Origin of the sequence: Kitasatospora sp. NPDC056076 (assembly GCF_042266305.1) — a bacterium.
Classification (GTDB): Bacteria; Actinomycetota; Actinomycetes; order Streptomycetales; family Streptomycetaceae; genus Kitasatospora.
Genome location: NZ_JBHJWG010000021.1, coordinates 60,851 through 82,986, shown reverse-complemented (window position 1 = coordinate 82,986; position 22,136 = coordinate 60,851). Strand labels below are relative to the sequence as shown.

Here is a 22,136-nt window from a genome sequence, read left to right as displayed (position 1 = left end):
CCCCCATCCCCGTCCGCGCCCGGGAGTTCAGCCCCCGATCGCCGACATCGGCCGGTCCGGCCGGACGAACCCGGCGCTGCCGATGGCGTGTCCGGGCCCCTTGCCCGTCACCGAGGCCCGCCAGGCCTCCTCGATCCGCCCGTCGTCCGCGCCCCCGCGCAGCAGCGCGCGCAGGTCCGACTCCTCGGTCGCGAACAGGCAGTTGCGCAACTGCCCGTCGGCCGTCAGCCGGACCCGGTCGCAGCCCCCGCAGAACGGCCTGGTGACGGAGGCGATCACCCCGATCACCGTGTCCGTCCCGGCGACCCGCCACTCCTCCGCCGGGGCGTTGCCGCTGCGCCCGACCGGCACCAGGTCGAAGCGATCGCCGAGCCGGGCCAGCACCTCCTCGGCCGTCACCATCGCGGCGCGGTCCCAACTCCCCTGCGCGTCCAGGGGCATGGACTCGATGAAGCGCATCCGGTAGCCGTGTTCGACGGCGAAGGCCGCCAACTCCGGTATCTCGTCGTCGTTCACGCCGCGCACCGGCACGGCGTTGACCTTCACCGGGTCCAGCCCGGCCGCCTTCGCCGCCGCCAGGCCCGCGAACACGTCGGCGATCCGGTCCCGCCGGGTGAGCTCCGCGAACCGGTCCGCGCGCAGCGTGTCCAGGCTGACGTTCACCCGCCCCAGCCCGGCCTCCCGCAGCGCGACCGCGGTCCGGGCCAGACCGATCCCGTTGGTGGTCAGCGACAGCTCCACGCCCAGCGCGGCCAGCCGCCCGACCAGGCCCGGCAGCCCCCGCCGCAGCAGCGGCTCCCCGCCGGTCAGCCGCACCGAGCGCACCCCCAGGCGCTGCGCCGCGATCCGCACCAGCCGCACCACCTCGTCGTCCCCGAGCGTGTCCGCCCGGGGCAGCCAGTCCAGCCCCTCGGCCGGCATGCAGTACGTGCAGCGCAGGTTGCAGCGATCGGTCAGGGAGACCCGCAGATCGGTGTGGACCCGTCCGAAGCGGTCCACCAGCGGGCGCGGTGCGGTGTTCATCGCCCCAGTACAGGGGCAAGCGGGCCGCAGGACCAGCGGCCGAACCGCCGGGGACCGCCCGCGACCTGCGCCTTCGCCTTGTGGATTCGTACAAGCGCCGAACGGCTGCGCGACCGGGCCCCGACCGGGCAGGCTGGGCGCATGCAGACCACACCGCCCGCCGTCCCGGCCCTCGTCCTCGCCGCCGGGGGCGGACGCCGGCTCGGCGGGCGGCCCAAGGCGCTGATCCGGTACGCGGGCCGGCCGCTGGTGGAGCACGCGGTGGCCACCGTCCGGGCCGGCGGCTGCCCCGACGTCACCGTGGTGCTGGGCGCGGACCGCGAGCGGGTGCGCTCCACCGCGCACCTGCCGGGCTGCCGGCTGGTCGCCAACCCGGACTGGGCCGAGGGCATGGGCTCCTCGCTGCGGGCCGGACTGGCCGCACTGCCGCCGCGGGCCCCGGCGGTGCTGGTGATGCTGGTGGACACCCCCGGCGTCACCCCGGCCGCGGTCGCCCGGCTGCTGGCCGCGCACCGGGCCGGCGCCGACCTGGCCGCCGCGGCGTACGGCGGACGGCGCGGACACCCGGTGCTGATCGGCGCGCGGCACTTCGCCGAGGCCGCCGAGGGCGCGTCCGGGGACGCCGGGGCCCGCGCCCTGCTGGCGGCGCACGCCGGGGAACTCGTCCTGGTCGAGTGCGCGGACGTCGCCGTCCCCGACGACCTGGACACCCCCGCCGACCTGGCCCGCTGGTCCGTCGACCGACCACCCCGCTGACGCCGGCCGCGCATCCTCCCCGCGGAGGGGCCTGGCCTCGCCCGTACCGGCGACCGGCCCCTGATCCGTCCCTGATCCGTCCCTGAGGATTGCCCCATTCCGCGCCCGAAGCCGGACGTTTCGGGGAGCATGGGAACCAACCACCCCGACCCGACACCGACGGACGGAGCCCGCGATGGCAGGACTGCCCGACGACTTCACCGGACACGACCCCGCGCGGTCGGGGCCGGGGGCGGGCGGTGGCGCCCGGGCGATCCGCTGCCCCGCCTGCCGCCGCGAGCACCTGTACGAGCCGCCGTCGCTGCCGTGTCCGTGCGGCGCCTCGCTGAAGGTCCCGCTGCTGCGCGGCGGGGTGCCGGTCCAGGTGCGGTTCCGCTCCTGGGAGGACTCCTGGCTGAGCATGCGCTGCCCGCACTGCGGCCGCTCCGACCAGTGGCCGCAGCCCGAGTTCACCTGCAACTGCGGCGCCACCGTCCGCCTCCCGGTGGACCGCACCACCCGGCTGGGCGGCGGCACCGCCGGCCCGCTCGCCGCCCCCGGCCCGCAGAGCGCCCGCCCCTACCCGGCGCACCCGGTGAACGCCCCGGTGCCCGCCCCGCCCGCGCAGGGCGGCGGCCCCGCCGGACGCCCCAGGCCGTTCCGCCACCGCGCCCCGTTCCGCCCCCACCCGGTGCGCACCTCCCAGGACGCGGTGTTCACCGCCGCCCGCTACCTGGAGTGGCTCGGCTTCGACGACCTGGAGCTGACCGAGGCCCAGGAACGCGACGGGGTCACCCTGCTGGGCGGCCGGATGGTCGCCCAGGTCGACACCTGGACCGAGCCCGCCGACGTGAAGTCGGTCGAGTGCCTGTGGCTGCAGACCCTGCACGCCGAGGAGATGGCCGCCGCCATGTTCACCCTGGCCGGCTACTCCCACCAGGCCACCGTGCGCGGCGAACAACTGCTGGTCGCCCTGTTCAGCCTCGACCTGGCCGGCGTGCCCCAACCCGCCAACGGCGCCGCCGAGGCCCTGATGGAGACCGGCTGGACCTCCTGACCCGACCCGCCCCTGCCCCGACACCCCGGTGCCCGGCGCCGCACGCCCCACTAGATCATCTCCCCGACAAAAGCAACAACCTCCGCTCGTGATCTGGTGCACAAGCTCACCCCCGTGTTGAATTGCCGCCACAGCGCGGGCCTTTCGCCGTGCCGTTCACCCTGCCGCCGCCATGCGAACGGGCCGTGACGGCAGGGCTCCCAGGCAGGTCCGCGCCCTTGCTGGATGGCGCACACAAGGAGGTGGCGTTGTCGGAGCACGGATGGAGCCCGAGCGGCCCGGACGAACGGGGGCGGGCGGCAGCGGAGGAACCGGGCGACACCGTGTGGCGGCTGCGATCCCGGGGGTGCTGGCAGGAGGCCGCCGAACTACTGCGACCCGCCGCCGAACACGACCCGGCCGCGGCCCTCGCACGGGCCGAACTCCTCATCGAGAAATGCCTGTTCACCGCCGCGCACTGGACCCAGGCGGAACAGGCGTTACGGCTGGCCGAGGCCCTGGCGGAGGGCACCGAGCAGCGCGCGGCCGCCGGCTGCGCCCGCGGCTTCCTCGCCTACCTGGCCAGCGTGCTCGGCCCGCGCGACCGCCTCGACGAGGCCCAGGCCGCCCTCGGCCGCACCTCGGCGCTGCTGCCGCCGGACGCGCCGGGCCGGCCCCTGCTGGACTTCCGGCGCGGACTGGTCGCCGAGAACCTGCTCGGCGACCGCAGCGCCGCCTGGATCGCCTACCGCCGGGCGCACGAGGGCGCCGGGGAACGCGGGGACGAACTGCTCCGCTCCTACACCTGGCGGCACCTGGGCGCGCTCGCGCTCTCCCGCGGCGACCGCGGCAACGCCCGGGAGGGCTTCGACGCCTCACTGCGGCTGCGCGAGCAACTCGGCTTCACGGTGGGGGTGGCGCCGGCGCTCGCCGCGCTCGCCGAGGTGTCCGAACCCGCCGAGGCGGTGCGGCTGCGCGCCGAGGCCACCCGCCTGGTGCACGCCCTGGGCGGGGTGCCGGTCTGGCTCGCACGCCAGCTCGGACGTGCGCCGGGGCCTCCCCCGGACGGACGCATCACCAGCGAGACCCGGGGAACTATCAGCTAAGGTGAGCCTAACCTGTCCGGGGTGAGCAGCGCCCCGGACAGGTCGCCTTGCTGTTCCCCGGGCACCGCCACGCCCCGGACCGGCCGGGCCCGGCCGCGGCGGACCGTCCGCGACCGGCCCTGCCGGGCGGTCCACCGGCGGCCCCGGTCGACCCGATGGGGCCCGCCCATGACCGCGAGCAGCACCCGGCCCGGCCCCGCGCCGCGCGCCCCCCGCACCACCCGGGCACACGACCACGCCCAGGCGCACGACCCCGCCCACGCACCGGACACCCCCACCCCCTGCGCCCCCTCGTACCACCGGCTGACCGCGCTGGCCCCGATGCTGGACCTGCGCTGCGCCCCACCCCGGCACGGCGACGGCTGGCTGCCGGTCGCCTCCCTCACCACCGACCCGGCGGCACTGCGCGAACTGGTCGCCCACGACGCCCGGCAGGGCCTGACCCGCTACGGGCGGCCGCTGCGCCCGGACGTGGCGGCCGGCTTCGGGCTGCACCGCTTCGTCTGGCCGGTCTCGCTGCTGTTCACCGTGCCGTGGTTCCTGGAGCGGCGCGTCCCGCTGCTCGGCCCCGGCGACGTCTCGGTGCACCGCGCCCCGGCCTCGATGGAGCTGACGGTGCGCCCGGAGGCCTTCGTCTGCCTGCCGGACGACCCCGCGGCCCGCACGGCCGGGGCCCGCACGGTGCCGGACGAGGACGCGCTCGCGGCCGAACTGCGGCGCGCCCTGGCCGAGTTCCTGACCCCGGTGCTCGCCGCCTTCGGACCGGAGGCGCGGCGCGGGCCGCGGGTGCTGTGGGCGATGGCCACCGACGCGGTGGTGGAGGGGCTCTGGTACGCGGGCGGGCTGCTCGGGGAGCAGGAACGGGCCCGCGACGAGCTGTCCGCCCTGCTGGCACCCGGGGAGCCCGGGGAGCCCTCCTCCGGGCCATCCTCCTCCGGACCGGCGCGCACGCCCGGCGCGGGCCGGGGCCCCGCTCCCGCCCCGGCCCCCTTCACTCCGGGCGCCGGTTTCGCACCCCCGGCGCCCGGGTGCGGCGGTGCTTCGGGTACGGACCGGGCTCGGGCCAGCTGTTGCCTCGTCTACACCGTGGAATCCGCAGAAATGTGCAACGGCTGCCCCCGCGTCACGCGACGTTGACGGAAATCCGTACGACCCGGGATTCGAAAAGCCCGTGATTCCGGGAATGTCCAGCGCCGAATTCATATGACCATGTGATTGGCGACGGGTCAGAAATCCCTCTCCTCAGCGCATTGACGGCGAATCCGCCTTTCGCCCGCCGGGCATCCGTCATGATGGTCCCCGCCGCGCTGCTGGAACGCAGCGACCGGCGCAGGAACGCGACGCAGAAAGCGAGGCTGGTTCCGGCAATGAAATTGTCCGACATACCGCTCGGCTGGGCCGTCACCGGGGTCGTGGGGCTGCTGGTCAGCGCCCTCCTGGTGGCCCTGGCCCGAAGCCGGGGATCCGCCGCCGGCGCGGATTCCTGGGAGCGTTCCGAGGAACGGCGCCGCAACAAGGAATCCCTGTACGGCGCGGCCTCCTACACGCTGCTGTTCTGCTGCGCCGGTGTCGCGGCCGCGCTCTCCTTCCACGGCCTGGTCGGCTTCGGCGTGCAGAACCTCGGCCTGTCCGGCGGCTGGGAGTACCTCGTCCCGTTCGGCCTGGACGGCGCCGCGATGTTCTGCTCGGTGCTCGCCGTCCGCGAGGCCAGCCACGGCGACGCGGCGCTCGGCTCCCGGCTGCTGGTCTGGCTCTTCGCCGGCGCCTCGGCCTGGTTCAACTGGGTGCACGCCCCGCGCGGCTTCGGCCACGCCGGCGCCCCGCAGTTCTTCTCCGGCATGTCGCTGTCCGCCGCGATCCTGTTCGACCGCGCGCTCAAGCAGACCCGCCGGGCCGCGCTGCGCGAACAGGGCCTGGTGCCCCGTCCGCTGCCGCAGATCCGCATCGTCCGCTGGCTGCGCGCCCCGCGCGAGACCTACGCGGCCTGGTCGCTGATGCTGCTGGAGGGTGTCCGCAGCCTGGACGAGGCGGTGGACGAGGTCCGCGACGAGAAGCGCGAGCGCGCCATGGAGAAGGAGCGCCGCAAGCTCGCCGGGCGCCGAGAACGGGCCGAGATCCGGGCGATCAACCGCAGCAGCGGCCACTGGCGCGGACGCGGCGGCGCCGCACGGCAGTTGGAGTCGGCCGGCCCGGAGTCCGCGATAGCCGGCGGGCCCGGGGCGGAGCTCCCGGCGGGCGCCCGGGAGGCCGGGGCCCTCGGCTCCGCCGGGGCGGGCGCCCGGGAGGCCGGGTCGGGCGCGCGCGGGGCCAGGACGCGCGCGCGCGAGGTCGAGGCCGCCGAGGGCACCGTCGCCCAGCCGGGCCTGCCGGCCCGTCCGGAGCGGCGCACCATCGACCTCACCGCCGACGAGGACACCGTCACGCTCCCCCGGCTGGACTCGCTGGAGCGCAAACTGAAGGACCTGGAGCAGCAGTTCGGCTGACCCGTCACCGGGCCCCGGCCCGACCGTTCCCCTGGGGCCCCGCGTCACCCGGGCCCCAGGGGGCGGGGGCGGGGGCGGGAAACCGTCAGGCCGCGCTCGTCCCGCTGAGCTCGAACCACATCCGCTTGCCGGACCCGCGCGGCTCCACGCCCCAGGCGTCCGCCAGCGCCTCGACCAGCATCAGCCCGCGCCCGGAGGAGGCCTGCTCCCCCGGGGTCCGGCGGGTCGGCCAGAGGTCCGACTCGTCCTCCACCTCGACCCGCAGCCGGGCCCGGCCGCCGTCCGAGACCGTCTCCCGGTAGAGCCGGGCGGTGAACATGGCGTCCCGGTCGGTGTGCCGGATCGCGTTGGTGACCAGCTCGGAGGAGAGCAGCTCGGCGGTGTCGATGAACTCGGCGACGCCCCAGCGGCGCAGCGCGTCCCGCAGCTCGGCGCGCACCTCGGCGACCCTGGCCAGGTCCGCCTGGCCGATCCGGCGGCGCAGCTGCTGGGCGGCCAGGCCGCCCTCCGGACCGTCCCAGCGCAGCAGCAGGAGCGCTATGTCGTCCTCGCGCTCGCTGGAGTCGGCGGCCTGGGAGGTGATCCGGTCGGCCAGCTCCTCCAGCGGGTCGCGGGCCGCCTCGCCGGCCACCGGCAGCGGCCGGGCCATGGTCCGGGTGAGCCGGCCGATGCCCTCGTCCAGGTCCGTACCGCGGGCCTCGACCAGGCCGTCCGTGCAGAGCAGCACCGTCTCGCCCGGGTCCAGGCTGAACCTCGTCACCCGGTACTCCTGGTCCGGGTCGATGCCCAGCGGCAGCCCGCCGGCCACCGGCAGGACGGCGGCGGTGCCGTCCGCGCGGCGCACCACCGGGTCCAGGTGGCCGGCCCGGACGGCGTAGACCACGCCGTAGTCCACGTTGACCTCGGCGTAGGTGCAGGTCGCGAAGTGGTCGGTGTCCAGGTCCGCGAGGAAGCGGGAGGCGCGGGCCATCACCGCGGCGGGCGGGTGGCCCTCCGCGGCGTAGGCGCGCAGCGCGATCCGCAGCTGACCCATGATCCCGGCCGCGTGCACGTCGTGGCCCTGGACGTCGCCGATCACCAGGCCGACGTGCCCGCCGGGCAGCGGCACCACGTCGTACCAGTCGCCGCCGATCTGCAGCCCGGAGCCGGCCGCCAGGTAGCGCACCGCGGTGGTCACCCCGGGCACGGACGGGACGGTGCGGGGCAGCATCACCCGCTGCAGGCCGGCCGCCAGCTCGTGCTCGGCGTCGTGCAGCCGGGCCCGGGCCAGCGACTGGGCCACCAGCCCGCCCAGGGTGGACAGCAGGGTGCGCTCGTCCGCGTCCAGCTCGCGCTCGTCGTCGAAGCTGACCACGCAGACGCCGATCGCCCGGCCGCTGGCCACCAGCGGCAGGTACGCCCAGGAGCCGCGGCCGGTGCGGCTGGTCTGCTCCCACACGTCGGGGTGGCGGTCCCGGAAGTCCTCCCGGCTGGAGATGAAGACCGGGGTGCGGTGCCTGAGCGCCTCGGCGGCCGGGTGGCCGGCGGGCAGCACCGCGCGGTCCCAGACGGCGAGGGCCTGCGAACGGTAGCCGGAGGCGCCGAGGATCCGGGCCCGGCCGGCCTCGAAGGAGGCCAGCACCAGACCGTCCGGCGGTAGTCCGGGCAGCGGCAGCTCGGTGAACACCCGGGCCACGTCACGCACGGTGACCGCCTCGGAGAGGGCGCGCGCGGCCTCCTTGATGAACCGGGAGCGCTCCTCGCGCAGCAGGGCCATCCGGTCGGCGTGGTCGCGCTTGTGCAGCTCGACGGTGGCGTCCCAGACGAAGCCCACCATCCGGGAGGCCCGGCCGAAGGCGTCCGCCAGCACCCGGCCGCGGAAGCGCACCGCGCGCATCGTGCCGTTCGGCCCGACGGTGCGGTAGTAGGCGCCGCACTGGCCCAGCTCGGCCACCGCGCGCTCGACCCGGCGGCGCACCACCGGCGCGTCCTCGGGGTGCAGCAGGGACAGGAAGGAGGCGGCGGTGCGGTCGAAGCGGTCCCGCTCGACGGAGTCCAGTCCGATGATGGCGCAGGCCCGCTGGTCACCCTCCAGGACGTCGCGGCGGATGTCCCAGTCGAAGGAGCCGATGCCGTTGGCGGCCATCGCGGGCTCCAGCCAGTCCGGCATGGAGTCGGCGGAGGAGGGCGGCAGGCCGCCGGACAGCACGGGCGCCAGCCGCCCGGAGGCGAGCACCGGCGGCGTGCGGACGGAGTTGCGGCGGGTGGCCTGCGCGGGCGTGCGGGGAGCGGGCGGGTGCGGCTCCGCGGCGGGCAGGTGCCGCTCCGCGGCGGACACGCCGGGAGGAAGCGTCGGCCCCGGCGACTCGGGCTCAGTGGGCATGCTGCTCCTGCCGCTGCCGTGGCGGACCGCGCCGACCGTCCGGACGGGCCGCGTGGCGGTGTGATGGGTCGTGCTGGATCGGGCGGTGCCGACGGGCGGTGGTCAGTCGAGGTTCGGTCTCCCCGCTGCTTCCCGCACGTGGACACACATTCCCACCATCCTGTCCAATGTTCGGCCGAGCGGCAATGGCAACGGGCCGGAAATCTTGCGCTCCGCCTTGTGTTCAGGGCTTGCTTCGGGAACGGATCAATCGGAGACGAACAATCGTACGGGTGTCGCGTTCGGGTTCGCCGACGGGCTTCGGTGGACGTTGGCGGACATGGGCGGGCTTCGGCGGACGTTGGCGGGCCCCGCCGGACGTCGGCGGACTTCGGCGGGTTACGGCATCGCGAGCTCGAACCAGGTGACCTTGCCGTCGCCGCGCAGCTGCACGCCCCAGGAGTCCGCCAGTGCCTCCACCAGCAGCAGCCCGCGCCCCGAGGTCGCGTACTCGGCGTCCGGCTCGCGCCGCCGCCCGGGCAGCCGGCTCGCGCCGTCCTGCACCTCGACCCGCAGCCGGCTGTCCGTACCGAGCACCGCGTCGAAGACCGCGCCCTTGCCGGTGTGCTGCAACGCGTTGGTGACCAGCTCGGAGGAGAGCAGCTCGGCGGTGTCGGACAGCTCCGGCACCCCCCAGTGGCTCAGCGCCGTACGCAGCCGGTGCCGCACCGCGCCCACCCCGACCAGGTCGGCCGGTTCGAGCGTCAGGTGCAGCCGGCGGTGCAGCGCGCACCCCGGGGCCGACGCACCCGGCAGGGCCGTTCCGGCGCCGACGACCGGGCCCTGGACCGGCCCGGACCGGTAGGCGTCGCCCGAACTCGTCCGCTGCCGCGGGAATCGCGACTGACCGTCCATCAACAGATGCCCCCGCCCTCAAAATCCGGGCCCCCGCCTCCGGATCCCCCGCCGGCCGGGTGGCCCCCTCGTACTGAACCACCATCCTCATGCCCAGTTGACGGCGTTTGCAACAGTGTGCGTCCGATCACGTGGGGTGAAAGGGGCACGGGGAGGTTCACGTGATCCAACTGCCCGCGCCGGACAGGTTTGCGAAGCGCAGAGGCTGTTTTCGAGACCGCCCCCACCCGATCCCGCGCACACCCGGCGCCCGTACGGACCGCGCGCGGGGCCGCGCGCCCCCACCCGCACCACCGCCGTGCGCCGCCCGGCGAGCAGGCCCGCTCGCCCTCGCCACCCGCCCCGTCGCCCGTCCCGCCGCTCACCCCAGCGCCCGTCCCGCCGCCCGCCCGAGGGGCCGAAGGCTCCGGGAGCGGCAACGCTGGACACAGAGCCCTGGTGCGGGTTCAATGAACCGAGATGTTTGAACGCCGTTCTAACATCATCCGGAAGCCCAGGGCCCCCGAACCCACCCCTCCCCGGCGACCGCGAGCGAGGAACCGTGCGACTGACCCCCACCGAGCGGGACCGGCTGCTGATCTTCACAGCAGCCGAACTGGCCCGCGCCCGCCGCGCCCGGGGCGTGCGCCTCAACATCCCCGAGGCGACCGCCCTGATCGCCGACACCGTCTGCGAAGCCGCCCGCGACGGCCACCGCCTCGCCGAGGCCGTCGAGGCCGGCCGCTCGGTCCTCAGCGCCGCCGACGTCCTGCCCGGAGTGCCCGACGTGGTCACCGTCGTCCAGGTCGAGGCCGTCTTCGAGGACGGCACCCGGCTCGCCGTCGTCGACGACCCCTTCCGGGGCGCCGGCTCCCTCGGCGACGAGGCCCCCGGCGGCGCGCTGCCCGGCGACGGCGCCGGCTACGACCCGGTCGAGGAGACCCTGCTCATCCCCGTCCACAACACCTCCCGGGTGCCGATCTCGGTCACCTCCCACTTCCACTTCTTCGAGGCCAACCCGCGCCTGGCCTTCGACCGGGCCGCCGCCTACGGCACCCACCTGGCCGTCCCGGCCGGCTCCTCGGTGCGCTTCGACCCCGGCGCCACCGTCGAGGTCGGCCTCGTCCCGATCGGCGGCGCACGCGTCGCGATCGGCTTCGCCGGACTCGTCGACGGCCCCCTGGACGCCCCCGGCGCCAAGGACGCCGCCCTCGCCAAAGCCCGCGCCACCGGCTACCTGACCGACTTCGACGACCAGGAGGTGCCCTCGTGAGCTCCCTCACCGCCCACGACTACATCTCCGTGCACGGCCCCCGGGCCGGCGACCGGATCCGGCTCGGCGACAGCGGACTGATCGTCCGCGTCGAATCCGACTCCCAGGCCCCCGGCGACGAATTCCTGGCCGGCTTCGGCAAGACCGCCCGCGACGGCCTCCACCTCAAGCCCGCCGCCGTCCGCGACACCTGCGACGTCGTGATCAGCAACGTCCTGGTGATCGACGCGATCCAGGGCATCCGCAAGACGTCCATCGGCCTGATCGGCGGCCGGATCGCCTCGATCGGACGGGCCGGCAACCCGGACACCCTGGACGGCGTCGAGGTGGTCGTCGGCACCGGCACCACCATCGTCTCCGGCGAAGGCCTGATCGCCACCGCCGGCGCCGTCGACACCCACGTCCACCTGCTCTCGCCGCGGATCATGGAGGCCTCGCTGGCCTCCGGCGTCACCACGATCATCGGCCAGGAGTTCGGCCCGGTCTGGGGCGTCGGCGTCAACTCGCCCTGGGCGCTGCGCCACGCCTTCAACGCCTTCGACGCCTGGCCCGTCAACATCGGCTTCCTGGGCCGCGGTTCGTCCTCCGACGAGGCGCCGCTGGTGGAGGCGCTGGCCGAGGGCGGCGCCTGCGGCTTCAAGGTGCACGAGGACATGGGCGCCCACACCCGCGCACTGGACACCGCGCTGCGCGTCGCCGAACAGTACGACGTCCAAGTCGCCCTGCACACCGACGGGTTGAACGAGTGCCTGGCGGTCGAGGACACCCTGCGGGTGCTGGAGGGCCGGACCGTCCACGCCTTCCACATCGAGGGCTGCGGCGGCGGACACGTCCCCAACGTGCTCAAGCTGGCCGGCGTGCCGAACGTCATCGGCTCCTCCACCAACCCCACCCTGCCCTTCGGCCGGGACGCCCTCGGCGAACACTTCGGCATGATCGTCTCCGCCCACGACCTCAAGACCGACCTGCCCGGCGACGCCGCCATGGCCCGCGACCGCATCCGGGCCGGCACCATGGGCGCCGAGGACGTGCTGCACGACCTCGGCGTCATCGGCATCACCTCCTCCGACGCCCAGGGCATGGGCCGCGCCGGCGAGACCGTGCGCCGCACCTTCGCGATGGCCGGCAAGATGAAGGCCGAACGCGGACCGATGGACGGCAACGGCTCGTACGGGACCAGCGCGAGCGGCGACGACAACGAGCGCGTGCTGCGCTACATCGCCAAGCTCACCGTCAACCCCGCCATCGCCCACGGACTCGCCCACGAGGTCGGCTCGATCGAGATCGGCAAGCTCGCCGACATCGTGCTCTGGCGCCCCGACCACTTCGGCGCCAAACCGCAACTCGTCCTCAAGGCCGGCTTCCCCGCGTACGGCGTCACCGGCGACCCCAACGCCGCCACCGACCGCTGCGAACCCCTCGTCCTGGGGCCCCAGTTCGGCGCCCACGGCGCCACCGCCGCCGACCTCTCGGTGGCCTTCGTCGCCCAGGCCGCCGCCGACGGCGCCCACCCCCACCGAGCCGCCGACGGACTCCCCACCCGCCGCCGCCGGGTCGGCGTCCGCGGCACCCGCGGCATCGGACCGCGCGACCTCGTCCGCAACGCCCGCACCGGCCACGTCGAGGTCACCGAGACCGGACTGGTCTCGCTCGACGGCGCACCCCTGCGCTCCGAACCCGCGGACAGCGTCTCGCTCAGCCGCCTCTACTTCCTCTGACCCCGTTGCTCACTTCTTCCTCAAGGACCCGATGATGACCACCCCCACGCCCGCCTCCCTCGGCTACCGGATGCCCGCCGAGTGGCACCCCCACGAGCGCACCTGGATGGCCTTCCCCACCACCAACCCCACCTTCGAGACCCCCGAGCAGCTGCACGCCGGCCGTGAGGCCTGGGCCGCCGTCGCCGACACCATCGTCCGGTACGAGCCGCTCACGCTGATCGTCAACACCGGCGAGACCGCCGACGCCCGCCGGTACGTCTCCGAGGCCGTCGAGATCGTCGAACGCCCGCTCGACGACGCCTGGATGCGCGACATCGGCCCCTCGTTCGTGATCGACGGCAAGGGCTCGCTGGCCGCCACCGACTGGATCTTCAACGGCTGGGGCGCCCAGTCCTGGGCCCGCTGGGACAAGGACCAGCACGTCGCCGAGCACATCAGCGAACTCACCGGCGTCCAGCGCTTCGCCTCCCGGCTGATCAACGAAGGCGGCGGCATCCACGTCGACGGCGAGGGCACCGTCCTCGTCACCGAGACCGTCCAGCTCGGCGAGGGCCGCAACGCCGACTGGACCAAGGAGGACGTCGAGGCCGAACTGCACGCCCACCTCGGCACCACCAAGGCCATCTGGCTGCCCCGCGGACTCACCCGCGACTACGACGAGTTCGGCACCCGCGGCCACATCGACATCGTCGCCTCCTTCGTCCGCCCCGGCGTCGTCGTCGCCCACGTCCAGCCCGACCCGGCCCACCCCGACCACGAGGTCTGCCAGGAGCTCGTCGCCGTGCTGCGCGCCGCCACCGACGCGCAGGGCCGACAGCTGGAGGTCATCGAACTGCCCGCCCCCACCGTCCTGTTCGACGAGGACGGCGAGCCGGTCGACTACTCCTACATCAACCACTACGTGGCCAACGGCGCCGTCGTCCTGTGCGCCTTCGACGACCCGCGCGACCAGGAGGCCGCCGACATCCTCGCCAAGGCCTACCCCGGCCGCACCGTCGAACTCGTCGACGCCCGCGGGATCTTCGCCAACGGGGGCGGAATCCACTGCATCACCCAGCAGCAGCCCAAGGCCTGACGCCGGGGGTACCGGAGCGGGGAGCCTCCCCCGCTCCGGTACCGTTCGGACTTCCACCAGCGCCGCCGTCTCCCCGTCTCGTCTCGCCCGTCTCGCCCGTCTCCCGCGTCAGGAAGCAGCCCCACCATGGCCGACCCCCGCCCGCGCCGCCCGGCGCGCCCCCGCGAGGAGGTCTACGCCACCGCCCGGGCCGCGATCGCCGAACACGGACTCGCCAAACTCACCATGGCCGGGCTCGGCAAACAGCTCCAGATGAGCGCCGGACACCTGCTCTACTACTTCGGCAGCAAGGACCAGCTGCTGCTCGAAACCCTCCGCTGGAGCGAGGACCAACTGGGGGCCCGCCGGCGCGCAGCCCTCACCGACCCGGCCCTCGACCCCTGGCAGCGCCTCGACGCCTACCTGCGGCTCTACCTGGCCGAAGGCCCCGGCGACCCGCGCTGGATCCTCTGGGTGGAAGTCTGGGGCCGCTCCCCGGCCAGCGCCGAACTCCGCCAGGGGCAGCAGGAGATCGAGGCGCCCTGGCAGGCCGACCTGGTCACCCTCATCGAGCAGGGCACCAGCACCGGCCACTTCACCCCGGGACCGGCCGCCGACCGCGCCGGCCAACTCCGCGCCCTCCTCGACGGCCTGGCCGTCCCCATCGCCATCGGCCTCCCCGGCGCCCACCACCCCACCGCCCTCACCCAGGCCACCGCCGTCGCCACCATCCTGCTCCGCACCTGAGGCACCCCGGCCACTGAGCCCTGGCCGCCTCTTCCGGTGCAGCACCCCCGGCCCGCCGGGGGTCGGGCCCCGCGCGCGGCGTGCCTCTCGGGGGAAATATGTAGACCGATCTACTGGCTGGCCATCCCGGAGAATATGTAGATCGATCTACAGATTCATCGGGCTTCTCGACCACGCCGCCACCCTGCCCGCACCAAAAAGTCGGCCCAGCCGACTTCCCATGCAGCGCGCGCAGAAGTGGACCGACCGGTCTATAGATTTCTTCCCCAGCGCACTCGCCGCTCCCGCACCAGAAGTCGGCCCAGCCGACTTCTGGTGTCCGGAGGGCCGGGGCCGGGGTCGGGGTCAGGGCCGGGGCCGGGGCCGGGGCCGGGGAGGACTGAGCTGCGGCCCGCCGGCAGGGCGTTCGCCCCTCGGCCCCTCGGCCGTCGCCCGACCTGATGCGGGAGGGCCACGGCACCACGGCACCCGGTGCACCGGGGGGCGAACACAGATCCGGTTGAGCCAGAAGTCGGCCGGGTCGACTTCTGGTACGCGGGGCCTGTTCTCTCAGCCCGACCCGCTTGCCCGAGAGTGCCACGCCCCCGATGAGCACCGAGCGCTCGCACCGGGACTGTGCACCAGAAGTCGGCCGGGTCGACTTCTGGTGTCCGGGGCTTGCTGCCCCGCCCGGCCGGCTCCAGGTCGGGAAGGGGGTGGCCCAATGGGCGGCTGGCGCCGTGGGGGGCTGCGCTGGAAGTCGGGCGGGCCGACTTCTGGTGCGATGGGGCTTGGTCATTCGGTCCAGATGGCGGCGGCGGTGCGGTCGTCGGCGTAGCCCTTGGCGCGGACTTGGACCTGGCGGAGGAAGTCGACGGTGCCCGGGGGGTGGGGGTGGGCCCAGTGGGAGGAGAGGAAGTGGGCGACGGCCGGTTCGTCGGCGATGGGGCGGGACAGGCCAGGGGTGCAGAGGAGCAGGATGTCGCCCGGGGTGGCGGGGACGAGCCGGAAGCGGAACGGGCGCGGGTCCGGCACGGGGGCCTCCGGGACGGGCGGCTGGCCGTCCGGGTGGTGGAGCAGCCGGGCCGCGTAGGCGTCGATCCAGTGGCCCGAGCGCAGCAGGTAGAGCCCGCCGGGCCCGACGCCGAAGGCGGCGCGGTAGCCGGCCGCCGGGTCCAGCGACATCAGCAGGCAGTGCAGCGAGGCCGGGGACGGGCTGTCGTCCCCCTCGGCCTGGGAGACGAGGGTCCGCAGCGGGGCGGCCGCGCCGGTGGCCAGGCGCTGGAGGCCGTAGCGCAGCCGGTCGCGGGCACCGTCGCGCAGGTCGGCGGCGAGGCCGGTCCGGCTGCGTCCGATGGTGGCGGCGAGCTGGCGGCAGGCCTCGCCCGTCCCCGCGGCGACGGCCTGCGGGGTGAGTGACTCGTCCTCGGCGCCGCCGGTGCGCTCGTAGCCGGCGAGGACGGCGAGCAGCAGCCCGTCGGGGCCGTCGCCGAACCTGGTGACCAACAGGCTGTCCCGGCGCGGCTCGCCGCGGTAGCGGGCGGAGTCGCCGCGGACGGAGACCGCGCGCAGCACGGTCGCCCCGTACTGGGCGCCTTCGAGCGCGGTGTCCGGCACGACGGCGTCGAGGGTGTCGGGGTCGGCCTCCGGTACAGCGGTCGGCTCGGGACCGTAGGTCGGGGGGCGTTCGCCGACGTGGGGGACGGTGGGAGGGGTCTCGGCGAGCGGGGTGCGGATGGCGAGGCGCGGGTCGGGGACCGAGGCGGGGACGGGGACGGGGGCCACGGGTTCGGGGTCGGGCTGCGGCGCGTGGTCGGGTTCGGGTTCGGGCTCGGGGGTTGCGGCGGGGGGAGGGGTGGGGGCGGGGGCGAGCTCGCCGCCGGGCTTTTCCAGGGAGACCGGGGGGACCGGGGAGACCGGGGTGGGCGGCTGCTCGGGCTCGGGCTCGGGCTCCGCCGCGGGGGGCTCGGGGGCCTGCTGGGTCTCGGTCGAGCTGCGCTGGCGCCCGATGCCGCCGGCGCCCTCGATGACGCCGAGCGCGTCGTCGAACCAGTCGTCGATGCTGTCCCGTTCGGCCGCGGGCGCCTCCGCGGGCTCGTCCACGGGCGCCTCCGTGGGCGCCTCCGCGGGCTCGTCCGCAAGCTCCTCCGCAGCTTCCGCCGCGGGCTCCGGCACCGGCGGAGCGGTGCGCTGCGGCCCGATGAGTCCGGCCGCCGTGTCGAACCAGTCGTCGACGCTGCCGTCGCCCGGGTCGGCGTGCGGGGTGTCGGGGAGGGTGCCCGCCGGACCGTCGTAGACGGTGTCCCACCAGCCGTCGTCGGGCCGGGGCGGCTGTGCGGGTGCACCCTGCTTGCTCATCTGGCGGCTCCTGGTCGGTCCGTGGTCGCGCCGCCCCCGGCGGGGCCGGACTGGCGTCATTGTCTCCAAGTGCAACGACCGTGTCCGGGTTTCGGCGACAACCGGTCACCGATCGGATCATCCCGGCCACCGCGCTCACCTGCCGGTTCACGGCCGTCCGGGCAGCTGGGTGGGACGGGTGTCACCGACTCGTTCGCTCCCGTTCCGTCCCTGCTTGCCGGATGTGCCCCGAGCAGGGCGTTTCCTGGACATTGGGGGGTGTTGGCGGCCGAAAATGAGGTCCGAGGAGGGGCATCGCTTCACCCGTTCGGCTGATTAAATGTGCGCATGACCGCGTCGGCCCCGAGCTCGCCCCGACCGGGGAGGGCCGCACCGGCGGGCCGCCCGGCGGGTGTGCTGTTGGTCCTGTTGCTGGTCGCGCTGTTGTCCGCGCTGCCGTGTTCGGGCCTGGCGAAGGCGGACGCCCCCGTCCGCCCCGGCCCGGCCCCGGTGAGCGCCGTGTCCCTGGTGAGCGCCGTGTCGCTGGCGAGCGCGGCGGACGCCGTCGCGCCGGCACCGCACGCCCGCGACGCCCACGACGCCCACGACGTCGTCCGGGCGTCCGACCACCACTGGTTCGGGGAACCGCAGGAGCACTGGATCCTGTGCACCGCCGACGGCCAGCCACCGCGCAACAACGGCTGCTCCAGCCACCCGTTCTGCCCGCAGGACGCCCAGTTGCCCAACCCGCCGCCGCATCCGCAGCCCGCCGTACTGCCGTTGGCCGTGCCGACGCCCGAGGCGCTGCCCCGGGCGGTGCCCGCGGGTCTGCTGGACGGTCCGCGCCCCGCGCCGGATCTGCACGAACTCCAGGTCCACCGGTCCTGAGCGGAACCCACCGCCGACGCTCCCGTCGGCGGGTCCGCCCTACCTCCACTACAGCCGACCGCCGCCACAGCCGTGCGCGGCGGGGACAAGGACGACCATCATGGGTTCCGCCTCCAAGCAGTCCAACAAGCCCGGTGCCAAGGGCAACGTCGACCGCCGCGCCCGGATCGCCGAGCTGCGCGCCGCCGAGCAGCGCCGCGACCGCCGCAACAAGGTGATCGCCTCGGTGGCCGCCGGTGTGCTGGTGGTCGGTGCGATCGGCACCGCCACCTGGTTCGTCATGGACCAGAACCAGAAGAAGAAGGACCGCGTGGCCGCCGCCAACGCGGACATCCCGGGCGTGAAGACCTTCGGCGACCTCAGCCGTAACCACGTCAAGGAGAAGGTCAACTACCCGATGACCCCGCCGGTCGGCGGGGACCACAACGCGGTCTGGCTGGACTGCATGGGCCACGTCTACGACCAGCCGGTCGAGAACGAGCGCGCCGTCCACTCGCTGGAGCACGGCGCGGTCTGGGTGACGTACAACGGCAAGGCCACGCCGGACGACATCAAGACCCTGTCCGACAAGGTCAAGAACACCCCGTACTCGCTGATGAGCCCGTACCCGGACGAGCAGGGCACCATCACCCTGAACGCCTGGAGCACCCAGCTGATCGTGGACAGCGCCAGCGACCCGCGGGTCAGCCAGTTCTTCACCAAGTACGTCCAGGGCAAGCAGACCCAGGAGCCCGGCGCCTCCTGCACGATGGGGCAGATGTGACCGCCGAGGGGGCCCGCCCCGAGGACGTCCCGGCGGAGGAGGCCGAATCGGCCGGGGTCGCGGACGCGGCCGGGGCCGGGGCCGGGACGACGGAGCCGGCCGGCCGGCCGGGCCGTCGGCGGATGTGGTGGCCGGCGGCGCTGGCCGCCGCGGTGGCGCTGGCGCTCGGGGTGCCGGCCCTGGTGGCGGGTTCGACCACGGCCTCCGGCTCCTCCTCGGTGGCCGTCCCGGCCGACGACTCGCCCGAGGCCGGGTTCGCCCGTGACATGGCGACCCACCACCAGCAGGCGGTCGACCTGTCGTTCATCGTCCGGGACCGCACCAGCGACGAGCCGACCCGCACCCTCGCCTTCGACATCATCAACACCCAGGCCAACCAGCGCGGGATGATGATGGGCTGGATCGACCAGTGGGGGCTGTCGCAGCACTCGCCGGCCAAGCCGATGGCGTGGATGAGGATGGGCCACGACTACCAGGCCCACGACGGTTCGCTGATGCCCGGCATGGCCACCAACACCCAGATGGCGAAGCTGCGTTCGCTCAGCGGGCGGGACGCCGAGGTGTACTACCTGCAGCTGATGATCGAGCACCACAAGGGCGGCGTCGAGATGGCCCAGGGGTACGTCGACATGGCGAAGAACGACGTCGAGAAGCGGCTCGCCCAGTCGATGGTGGTCGCCCAGACCTCCGAGGTGGAGCTGATGACCGACATGCTCAAGGAGCGCGGCGCCGCCCCCGGCGTCCCCGCGTCCTGACACCCGCTGGTCCTGCTGCTGTTCCTCTGTTCCCGCTGTTCCCTCGTTGTCACGTTCCCTCCGTTCCCTCCGTTCTCCCGGACGGCCGGGGCGCGCGGGCGGTCCCGTACCGGCCCGCACCGCGCCCCGGCCGTCCGCCGTTCCACAGCACCTGGAGTTCCCGCATGACCCCTCAAGCGCCCTGGCTGATCGTCGGACTGGGCAACCCCGGCCCCTGGTTCCGGACGACCCGGCACAACGCGGGGTTCCTGACCGTGGACCGGCTGGCCGAACGGCACGGCGCCCGGTTCCGGCGGCGCGGGATCGGCGGCACGGTCGCGGAGATCGAACTGGACGGGCGGCGGGTGCTGCTGGCCAAGCCGCAGTGGTTCATCAACCTGTCCGGTCGGCCGGTGTCCGGCCTGATGCGCCGGTACGGGGTGCCGGTGGAGCACCTGGTGATCGTCCAGGACGACCTGGACTTCGCCTACGGCTCCGGCAAGTTGAAGCGCGGCGGCGGGCCGGGCGGGCACAACGGGGTCCGTTCGGTGGGTGACGTGCTCGGCACCCGGGACTTCATCCGGCTGCGCTTCGGCATCGGCCGCCCGCCGAAGGGACAGAGCGTCGGCGACTACGTGCTCAAGAAGTTCACGGACGAGGAACTGGCCGCGATGCCAGGGGTGTTGGAGCGCTGCGCGAACGCCCTGGAGACGCTGGTGCGGCTCGGCCTGAACCGGGCCCAGGACGCCCTGAACATCACCGCGCCCTGAGGCCCTCCGGGCCGCCGGGGCCCGTCCGGTCGGGGCCTGTCCGGTCGGGGCCGTGCGGGTCGAAGCCCGCCCGGTCCGGGCCGTCCCGGCGCGCGGTCGGGCGGGTCAGGGCGACGGCCGCCACCGCGACCGCCGCGAGGGCGACCAGCACCGTCCGCCCACCGGACGCCGCGCCCGCCAGGTGGACACCGAGGACCGACAGCGCCATGCCCAGCGCCGTACCGAGGCTGCGCGCCATGTTCACCATGCCGCCGCCGACGGCCGAGCACTCCGCCGGGACCGCCCTCATCACCAGGGCGTTGTTGGCCGGCAGCAGCAGCCCCAGCCCGTAGCCGGCCACCAGCAGCGGGGCCGCCACCGCCGCGCCCGAGGCGGGCAGCACGGCGAACAGCAGCAGTCCGGCGGCGGCGAGGCCGGCCCCGGCGCGGCACCGGGCGACGTCCGACCAGCCCCGGGGCAGCAACCCGCCGCCGACCGTCGCGGCGACCGCGAACGCGGCGGGCAGCAGGGTGACCACCAGGCCGGCGGCCGCCGTCGAGACGCCCGCTCCGGTGAGCAGCACCGGGCCCAGCACGAGCGGGCAGAACAGCAGCAGGTAGCCGATCAGCGCGACCACCAGCCCGGACCGCACACCCGGGGTGTTGACCAGCCCGGGCGCCAGCACCGGCCTGGCCGCCCGCCGCTCCTGGCGCACCAGTGCCAGGGTGAGCACCGCGGCGGCCGCCAGCAGGACGACCACGGCCCAGCCGGGCAGCGGCAGACCGGAGGCGGTGGAGAGGGCGAGCAGCAGCGAGGTGGTCGCGCCGGTGAGCAGCAGCATGCCGGGCAGGTCGAAGCGGGGCTCGGACGGCGTGCGGCGTGCAGAGCCTCGGGGCGCGGGGACGGTAGTGGGAACGGCAGTGGGGACGGTGGTGGGGACGGTGGTCGGCCCGTCGGCCGCGGTCCGGGTGCGGGGCAGCAGGTACCAGCCGGCCACGATGCCGAACAGCGCGATCGGCACGTTGACCCAGAACACCCACTGCCAGGAGGCGTGTTCCACCAGCAGCCCGCCGAGGCTCGGCCCCAGCGCCAGCCCGAGCCCCTGGGCGGCGGCCTGGATGCCGAGCGCGCGCCGCATCGCGTGCTCGGGGACACCGCGGGCGACCAGGGCGACGCTGTTGGCCTGCATCATCGCGGCGCCGACGGCCTGTACGGCCCGGCAGCCGACCAGGATCCACAGGCTGCCGGCGAGTCCGGCGCCGAGGGAGGAGAGGCCGAAGACGGCGAAGCCGCCGATGTACATGGTCTTGCGGCCGACCAGGTCGGACAGCCAGCCGACCGGTGCCAGCAGGGCGACCAGGACGAGCAGGTAGGCGAGGGCGACCCATTCGACGGCGGCGAAACCCGCGCCGAAGTGGCGGCCGAGGGCGGGGAAGACCAGGGCGATGACGCTGGCGTCGAGCTGGCCGAGGAAGGCACCGAGACAGACCGTGCCGACGGCCAGCCAGTGGGCGTGGCGCCAGCCGGCTATGCCGCGGGGCCGGGCCCGCTCGGTGAGCAGGCGCGCGGTGAAGGCGGTGGCGTTCATGCCACGAATATATCGGATGCAGATATGTTCTTGCTACGACTTGCTCGCCCTGCGATACGAAACATCTCGCAGGGCGCCCACCCCGCGTCCGAGGACCGGACAGCGCCCCGGGAACGCCCCGTACCAGGCGATACGCTGTCCGCCATGCCGTCGTCACCACACGTTCCCGACCCCGCCACCGAAAGCCCCGACCCGGCGGTCGAGCACGCCCGGCGGCTGACCGACACCGTCACCCGGCTGCGCCGCGCCCTGCGCAGCAGCATCCGCACCGACTACCCCTGGGAGTCCCTGCCGATGGCGCAGGTCGAACTCCTCCAGACGCTCGCCGCCGCCCCGCTCCGGGTCGGCGAACTCGCCGCCCGCCAGCGGCTCGCCCCCAACACCGTCAGCGGCCTGGTCGGCAAGCTCCTGGAAGCCGGCTTCGTCGACCGCCAGGCCGACCCCGGCGACCGGCGCACCGCCCGCATCGCCCTCACCCCCGCCGGACGGCTCCAGCTCGACGACTGGCAGCACGCCCACGAACGCCGCATCGCCACCGCCCTCGGCACCCTGGACCCGGCCGACCGCGCGACCGTCGTCCACGCCCTGCCCGCGCTGGACCGGCTCGCCCGCGCCCTCGCCGAGCCCGGGGCGGTCGGCCCCGAGGGGCCCGCGGGCGGGTGAAAACCGCTGGTGGACGGGGTCC

Annotated in this window: 19 protein-coding genes; 14 read left to right on the top strand and 5 right to left on the bottom strand. The window is 74.8% G+C overall.

Going from position 1 to position 22,136, the window contains the following annotated elements:
* Positions 1-27 precede the first annotated feature (27 nt).
* Positions 28-1,023, bottom strand: a complete 996-nt coding sequence (moaA, locus tag ACFC1T_RS19605) for a GTP 3',8-cyclase MoaA (RefSeq protein WP_375890194.1) — start codon at positions 1,021-1,023, stop codon at positions 28-30.
* A gap of 141 nt (positions 1,024-1,164) precedes the next feature.
* On the opposite strand from moaA, the gene ACFC1T_RS19600 reads away from it, so the two are divergent.
* The 5 genes from ACFC1T_RS19600 to ACFC1T_RS19580 all read left to right on the top strand — a co-directional run bounded on the left by ACFC1T_RS19600 (position 1,165) and on the right by ACFC1T_RS19580 (position 6,383).
* The gene (locus ACFC1T_RS19600) at positions 1,165-1,779 is read left to right on the top strand and encodes an NTP transferase domain-containing protein (RefSeq protein WP_375890192.1); all 615 of its coding nucleotides are present in this window, start codon (positions 1,165-1,167) and stop codon (positions 1,777-1,779) included.
* A gap of 175 nt (positions 1,780-1,954) precedes the next feature.
* Complete coding sequence (locus ACFC1T_RS19595) at positions 1,955-2,815, top strand: hypothetical protein (protein ID WP_375890190.1); 861 nt, start codon at positions 1,955-1,957, stop codon at positions 2,813-2,815.
* 248 nt (positions 2,816-3,063) lie between these two features.
* Positions 3,064-3,900: a hypothetical protein gene (locus ACFC1T_RS19590; RefSeq protein WP_375890188.1), complete on the top strand. Its 837-nt coding sequence runs from the start codon at positions 3,064-3,066 to the stop codon at positions 3,898-3,900.
* Positions 3,901-4,068: 168 nt separating this feature from the next.
* Entirely contained in the window at positions 4,069-5,037 is a 969-nt protein-coding gene (locus ACFC1T_RS19585) for a (2Fe-2S)-binding protein (protein WP_375890186.1), read from the top strand.
* 230 nt (positions 5,038-5,267) lie between these two features.
* Positions 5,268-6,383 (top strand): DUF2637 domain-containing protein, encoded by a 1,116-nt coding sequence (locus ACFC1T_RS19580; protein ID WP_375890185.1) that lies wholly within the window; start codon positions 5,268-5,270, stop codon positions 6,381-6,383.
* Between the two features lie 85 nt (positions 6,384-6,468).
* On the opposite strand, the gene ACFC1T_RS19575 is transcribed toward ACFC1T_RS19580, so the two are convergent.
* Together ACFC1T_RS19575 and ACFC1T_RS19570 are read right to left on the bottom strand one after the other, a co-directional pair.
* Positions 6,469-8,745, bottom strand: coding sequence for a SpoIIE family protein phosphatase (locus tag ACFC1T_RS19575; protein ID WP_375890183.1), 2,277 nt, complete (start codon positions 8,743-8,745; stop codon positions 6,469-6,471).
* Between the two features lie 378 nt (positions 8,746-9,123).
* Complete coding sequence (locus ACFC1T_RS19570) at positions 9,124-9,639, bottom strand: ATP-binding protein (RefSeq protein WP_375890181.1); 516 nt, start codon at positions 9,637-9,639, stop codon at positions 9,124-9,126.
* Between the two features lie 541 nt (positions 9,640-10,180).
* Between ACFC1T_RS19570 and ureA the strand changes: the two genes are divergently transcribed.
* The 4 genes from ureA (at position 10,181) to ACFC1T_RS19550 (ending at position 14,413) form a co-directional block, all read left to right on the top strand.
* Positions 10,181-10,891, top strand: coding sequence for an urease subunit gamma (gene ureA / locus ACFC1T_RS19565; protein ID WP_375890179.1), 711 nt, complete (start codon positions 10,181-10,183; stop codon positions 10,889-10,891).
* Positions 10,888-12,609 carry an urease subunit alpha gene (locus ACFC1T_RS19560; protein WP_375890177.1) on the top strand — a complete coding sequence of 574 codons (1,722 nt, stop codon included), beginning with the start codon at positions 10,888-10,890 and terminating at the stop codon, positions 12,607-12,609. Before ureA ends, ACFC1T_RS19560 begins: the two co-directional genes overlap by 4 nt.
* A gap of 31 nt (positions 12,610-12,640) precedes the next feature.
* Entirely contained in the window at positions 12,641-13,687 is a 1,047-nt protein-coding gene (locus tag ACFC1T_RS19555) for an agmatine/peptidylarginine deiminase (RefSeq protein ID WP_375890176.1), read from the top strand.
* A 126-nt stretch (positions 13,688-13,813) separates the two neighbouring features.
* Positions 13,814-14,413 (top strand): TetR/AcrR family transcriptional regulator, encoded by a 600-nt coding sequence (locus ACFC1T_RS19550; protein ID WP_375890175.1) that lies wholly within the window; start codon positions 13,814-13,816, stop codon positions 14,411-14,413.
* Positions 14,414-15,187: 774 nt separating this feature from the next.
* Here the strand turns inward: ACFC1T_RS19550 and ACFC1T_RS19545 are convergent.
* Positions 15,188-16,750, bottom strand: coding sequence for a hypothetical protein (locus ACFC1T_RS19545; RefSeq protein ID WP_375890173.1), 1,563 nt, complete (start codon positions 16,748-16,750; stop codon positions 15,188-15,190).
* A gap of 327 nt (positions 16,751-17,077) precedes the next feature.
* Here ACFC1T_RS19545 and ACFC1T_RS19540 point away from each other — a divergent pair, with 327 nt between their 5' ends.
* The 4 genes from ACFC1T_RS19540 to pth all read left to right on the top strand — a co-directional run bounded on the left by ACFC1T_RS19540 (position 17,078) and on the right by pth (position 19,884).
* On the top strand, positions 17,078-17,617 hold the full coding sequence (locus ACFC1T_RS19540; protein WP_375890171.1) for a hypothetical protein: 540 nt from the start codon (positions 17,078-17,080) through the stop codon (positions 17,615-17,617).
* A 100-nt stretch (positions 17,618-17,717) separates the two neighbouring features.
* Complete coding sequence (locus tag ACFC1T_RS19535; protein WP_375890169.1) at positions 17,718-18,380, top strand: DUF3105 domain-containing protein; 663 nt, start codon at positions 17,718-17,720, stop codon at positions 18,378-18,380.
* 122 nt (positions 18,381-18,502) lie between these two features.
* A complete protein-coding gene (locus ACFC1T_RS19530) occupies positions 18,503-19,135 on the top strand; it encodes a DUF305 domain-containing protein (RefSeq protein WP_375890287.1) in 633 nt (210 codons plus the stop codon).
* A gap of 164 nt (positions 19,136-19,299) precedes the next feature.
* Positions 19,300-19,884, top strand: coding sequence for an aminoacyl-tRNA hydrolase (gene pth, locus ACFC1T_RS19525; RefSeq protein ID WP_375890167.1), 585 nt, complete (start codon positions 19,300-19,302; stop codon positions 19,882-19,884).
* Here the strand turns inward: pth and ACFC1T_RS19520 are convergent.
* Positions 19,871-21,451, bottom strand: a complete 1,581-nt coding sequence (locus ACFC1T_RS19520; protein ID WP_375890165.1) for an MFS transporter — start codon at positions 21,449-21,451, stop codon at positions 19,871-19,873. The genes pth and ACFC1T_RS19520 overlap by 14 nt on opposite strands.
* A 144-nt stretch (positions 21,452-21,595) precedes the next feature.
* Here ACFC1T_RS19520 and ACFC1T_RS19515 point away from each other — a divergent pair, with 144 nt between their 5' ends.
* Entirely contained in the window at positions 21,596-22,114 is a 519-nt protein-coding gene (locus tag ACFC1T_RS19515) for a MarR family winged helix-turn-helix transcriptional regulator (RefSeq protein WP_375890163.1), read from the top strand.
* The last annotated feature ends 22 nt before the right edge of the window (positions 22,115-22,136 follow it).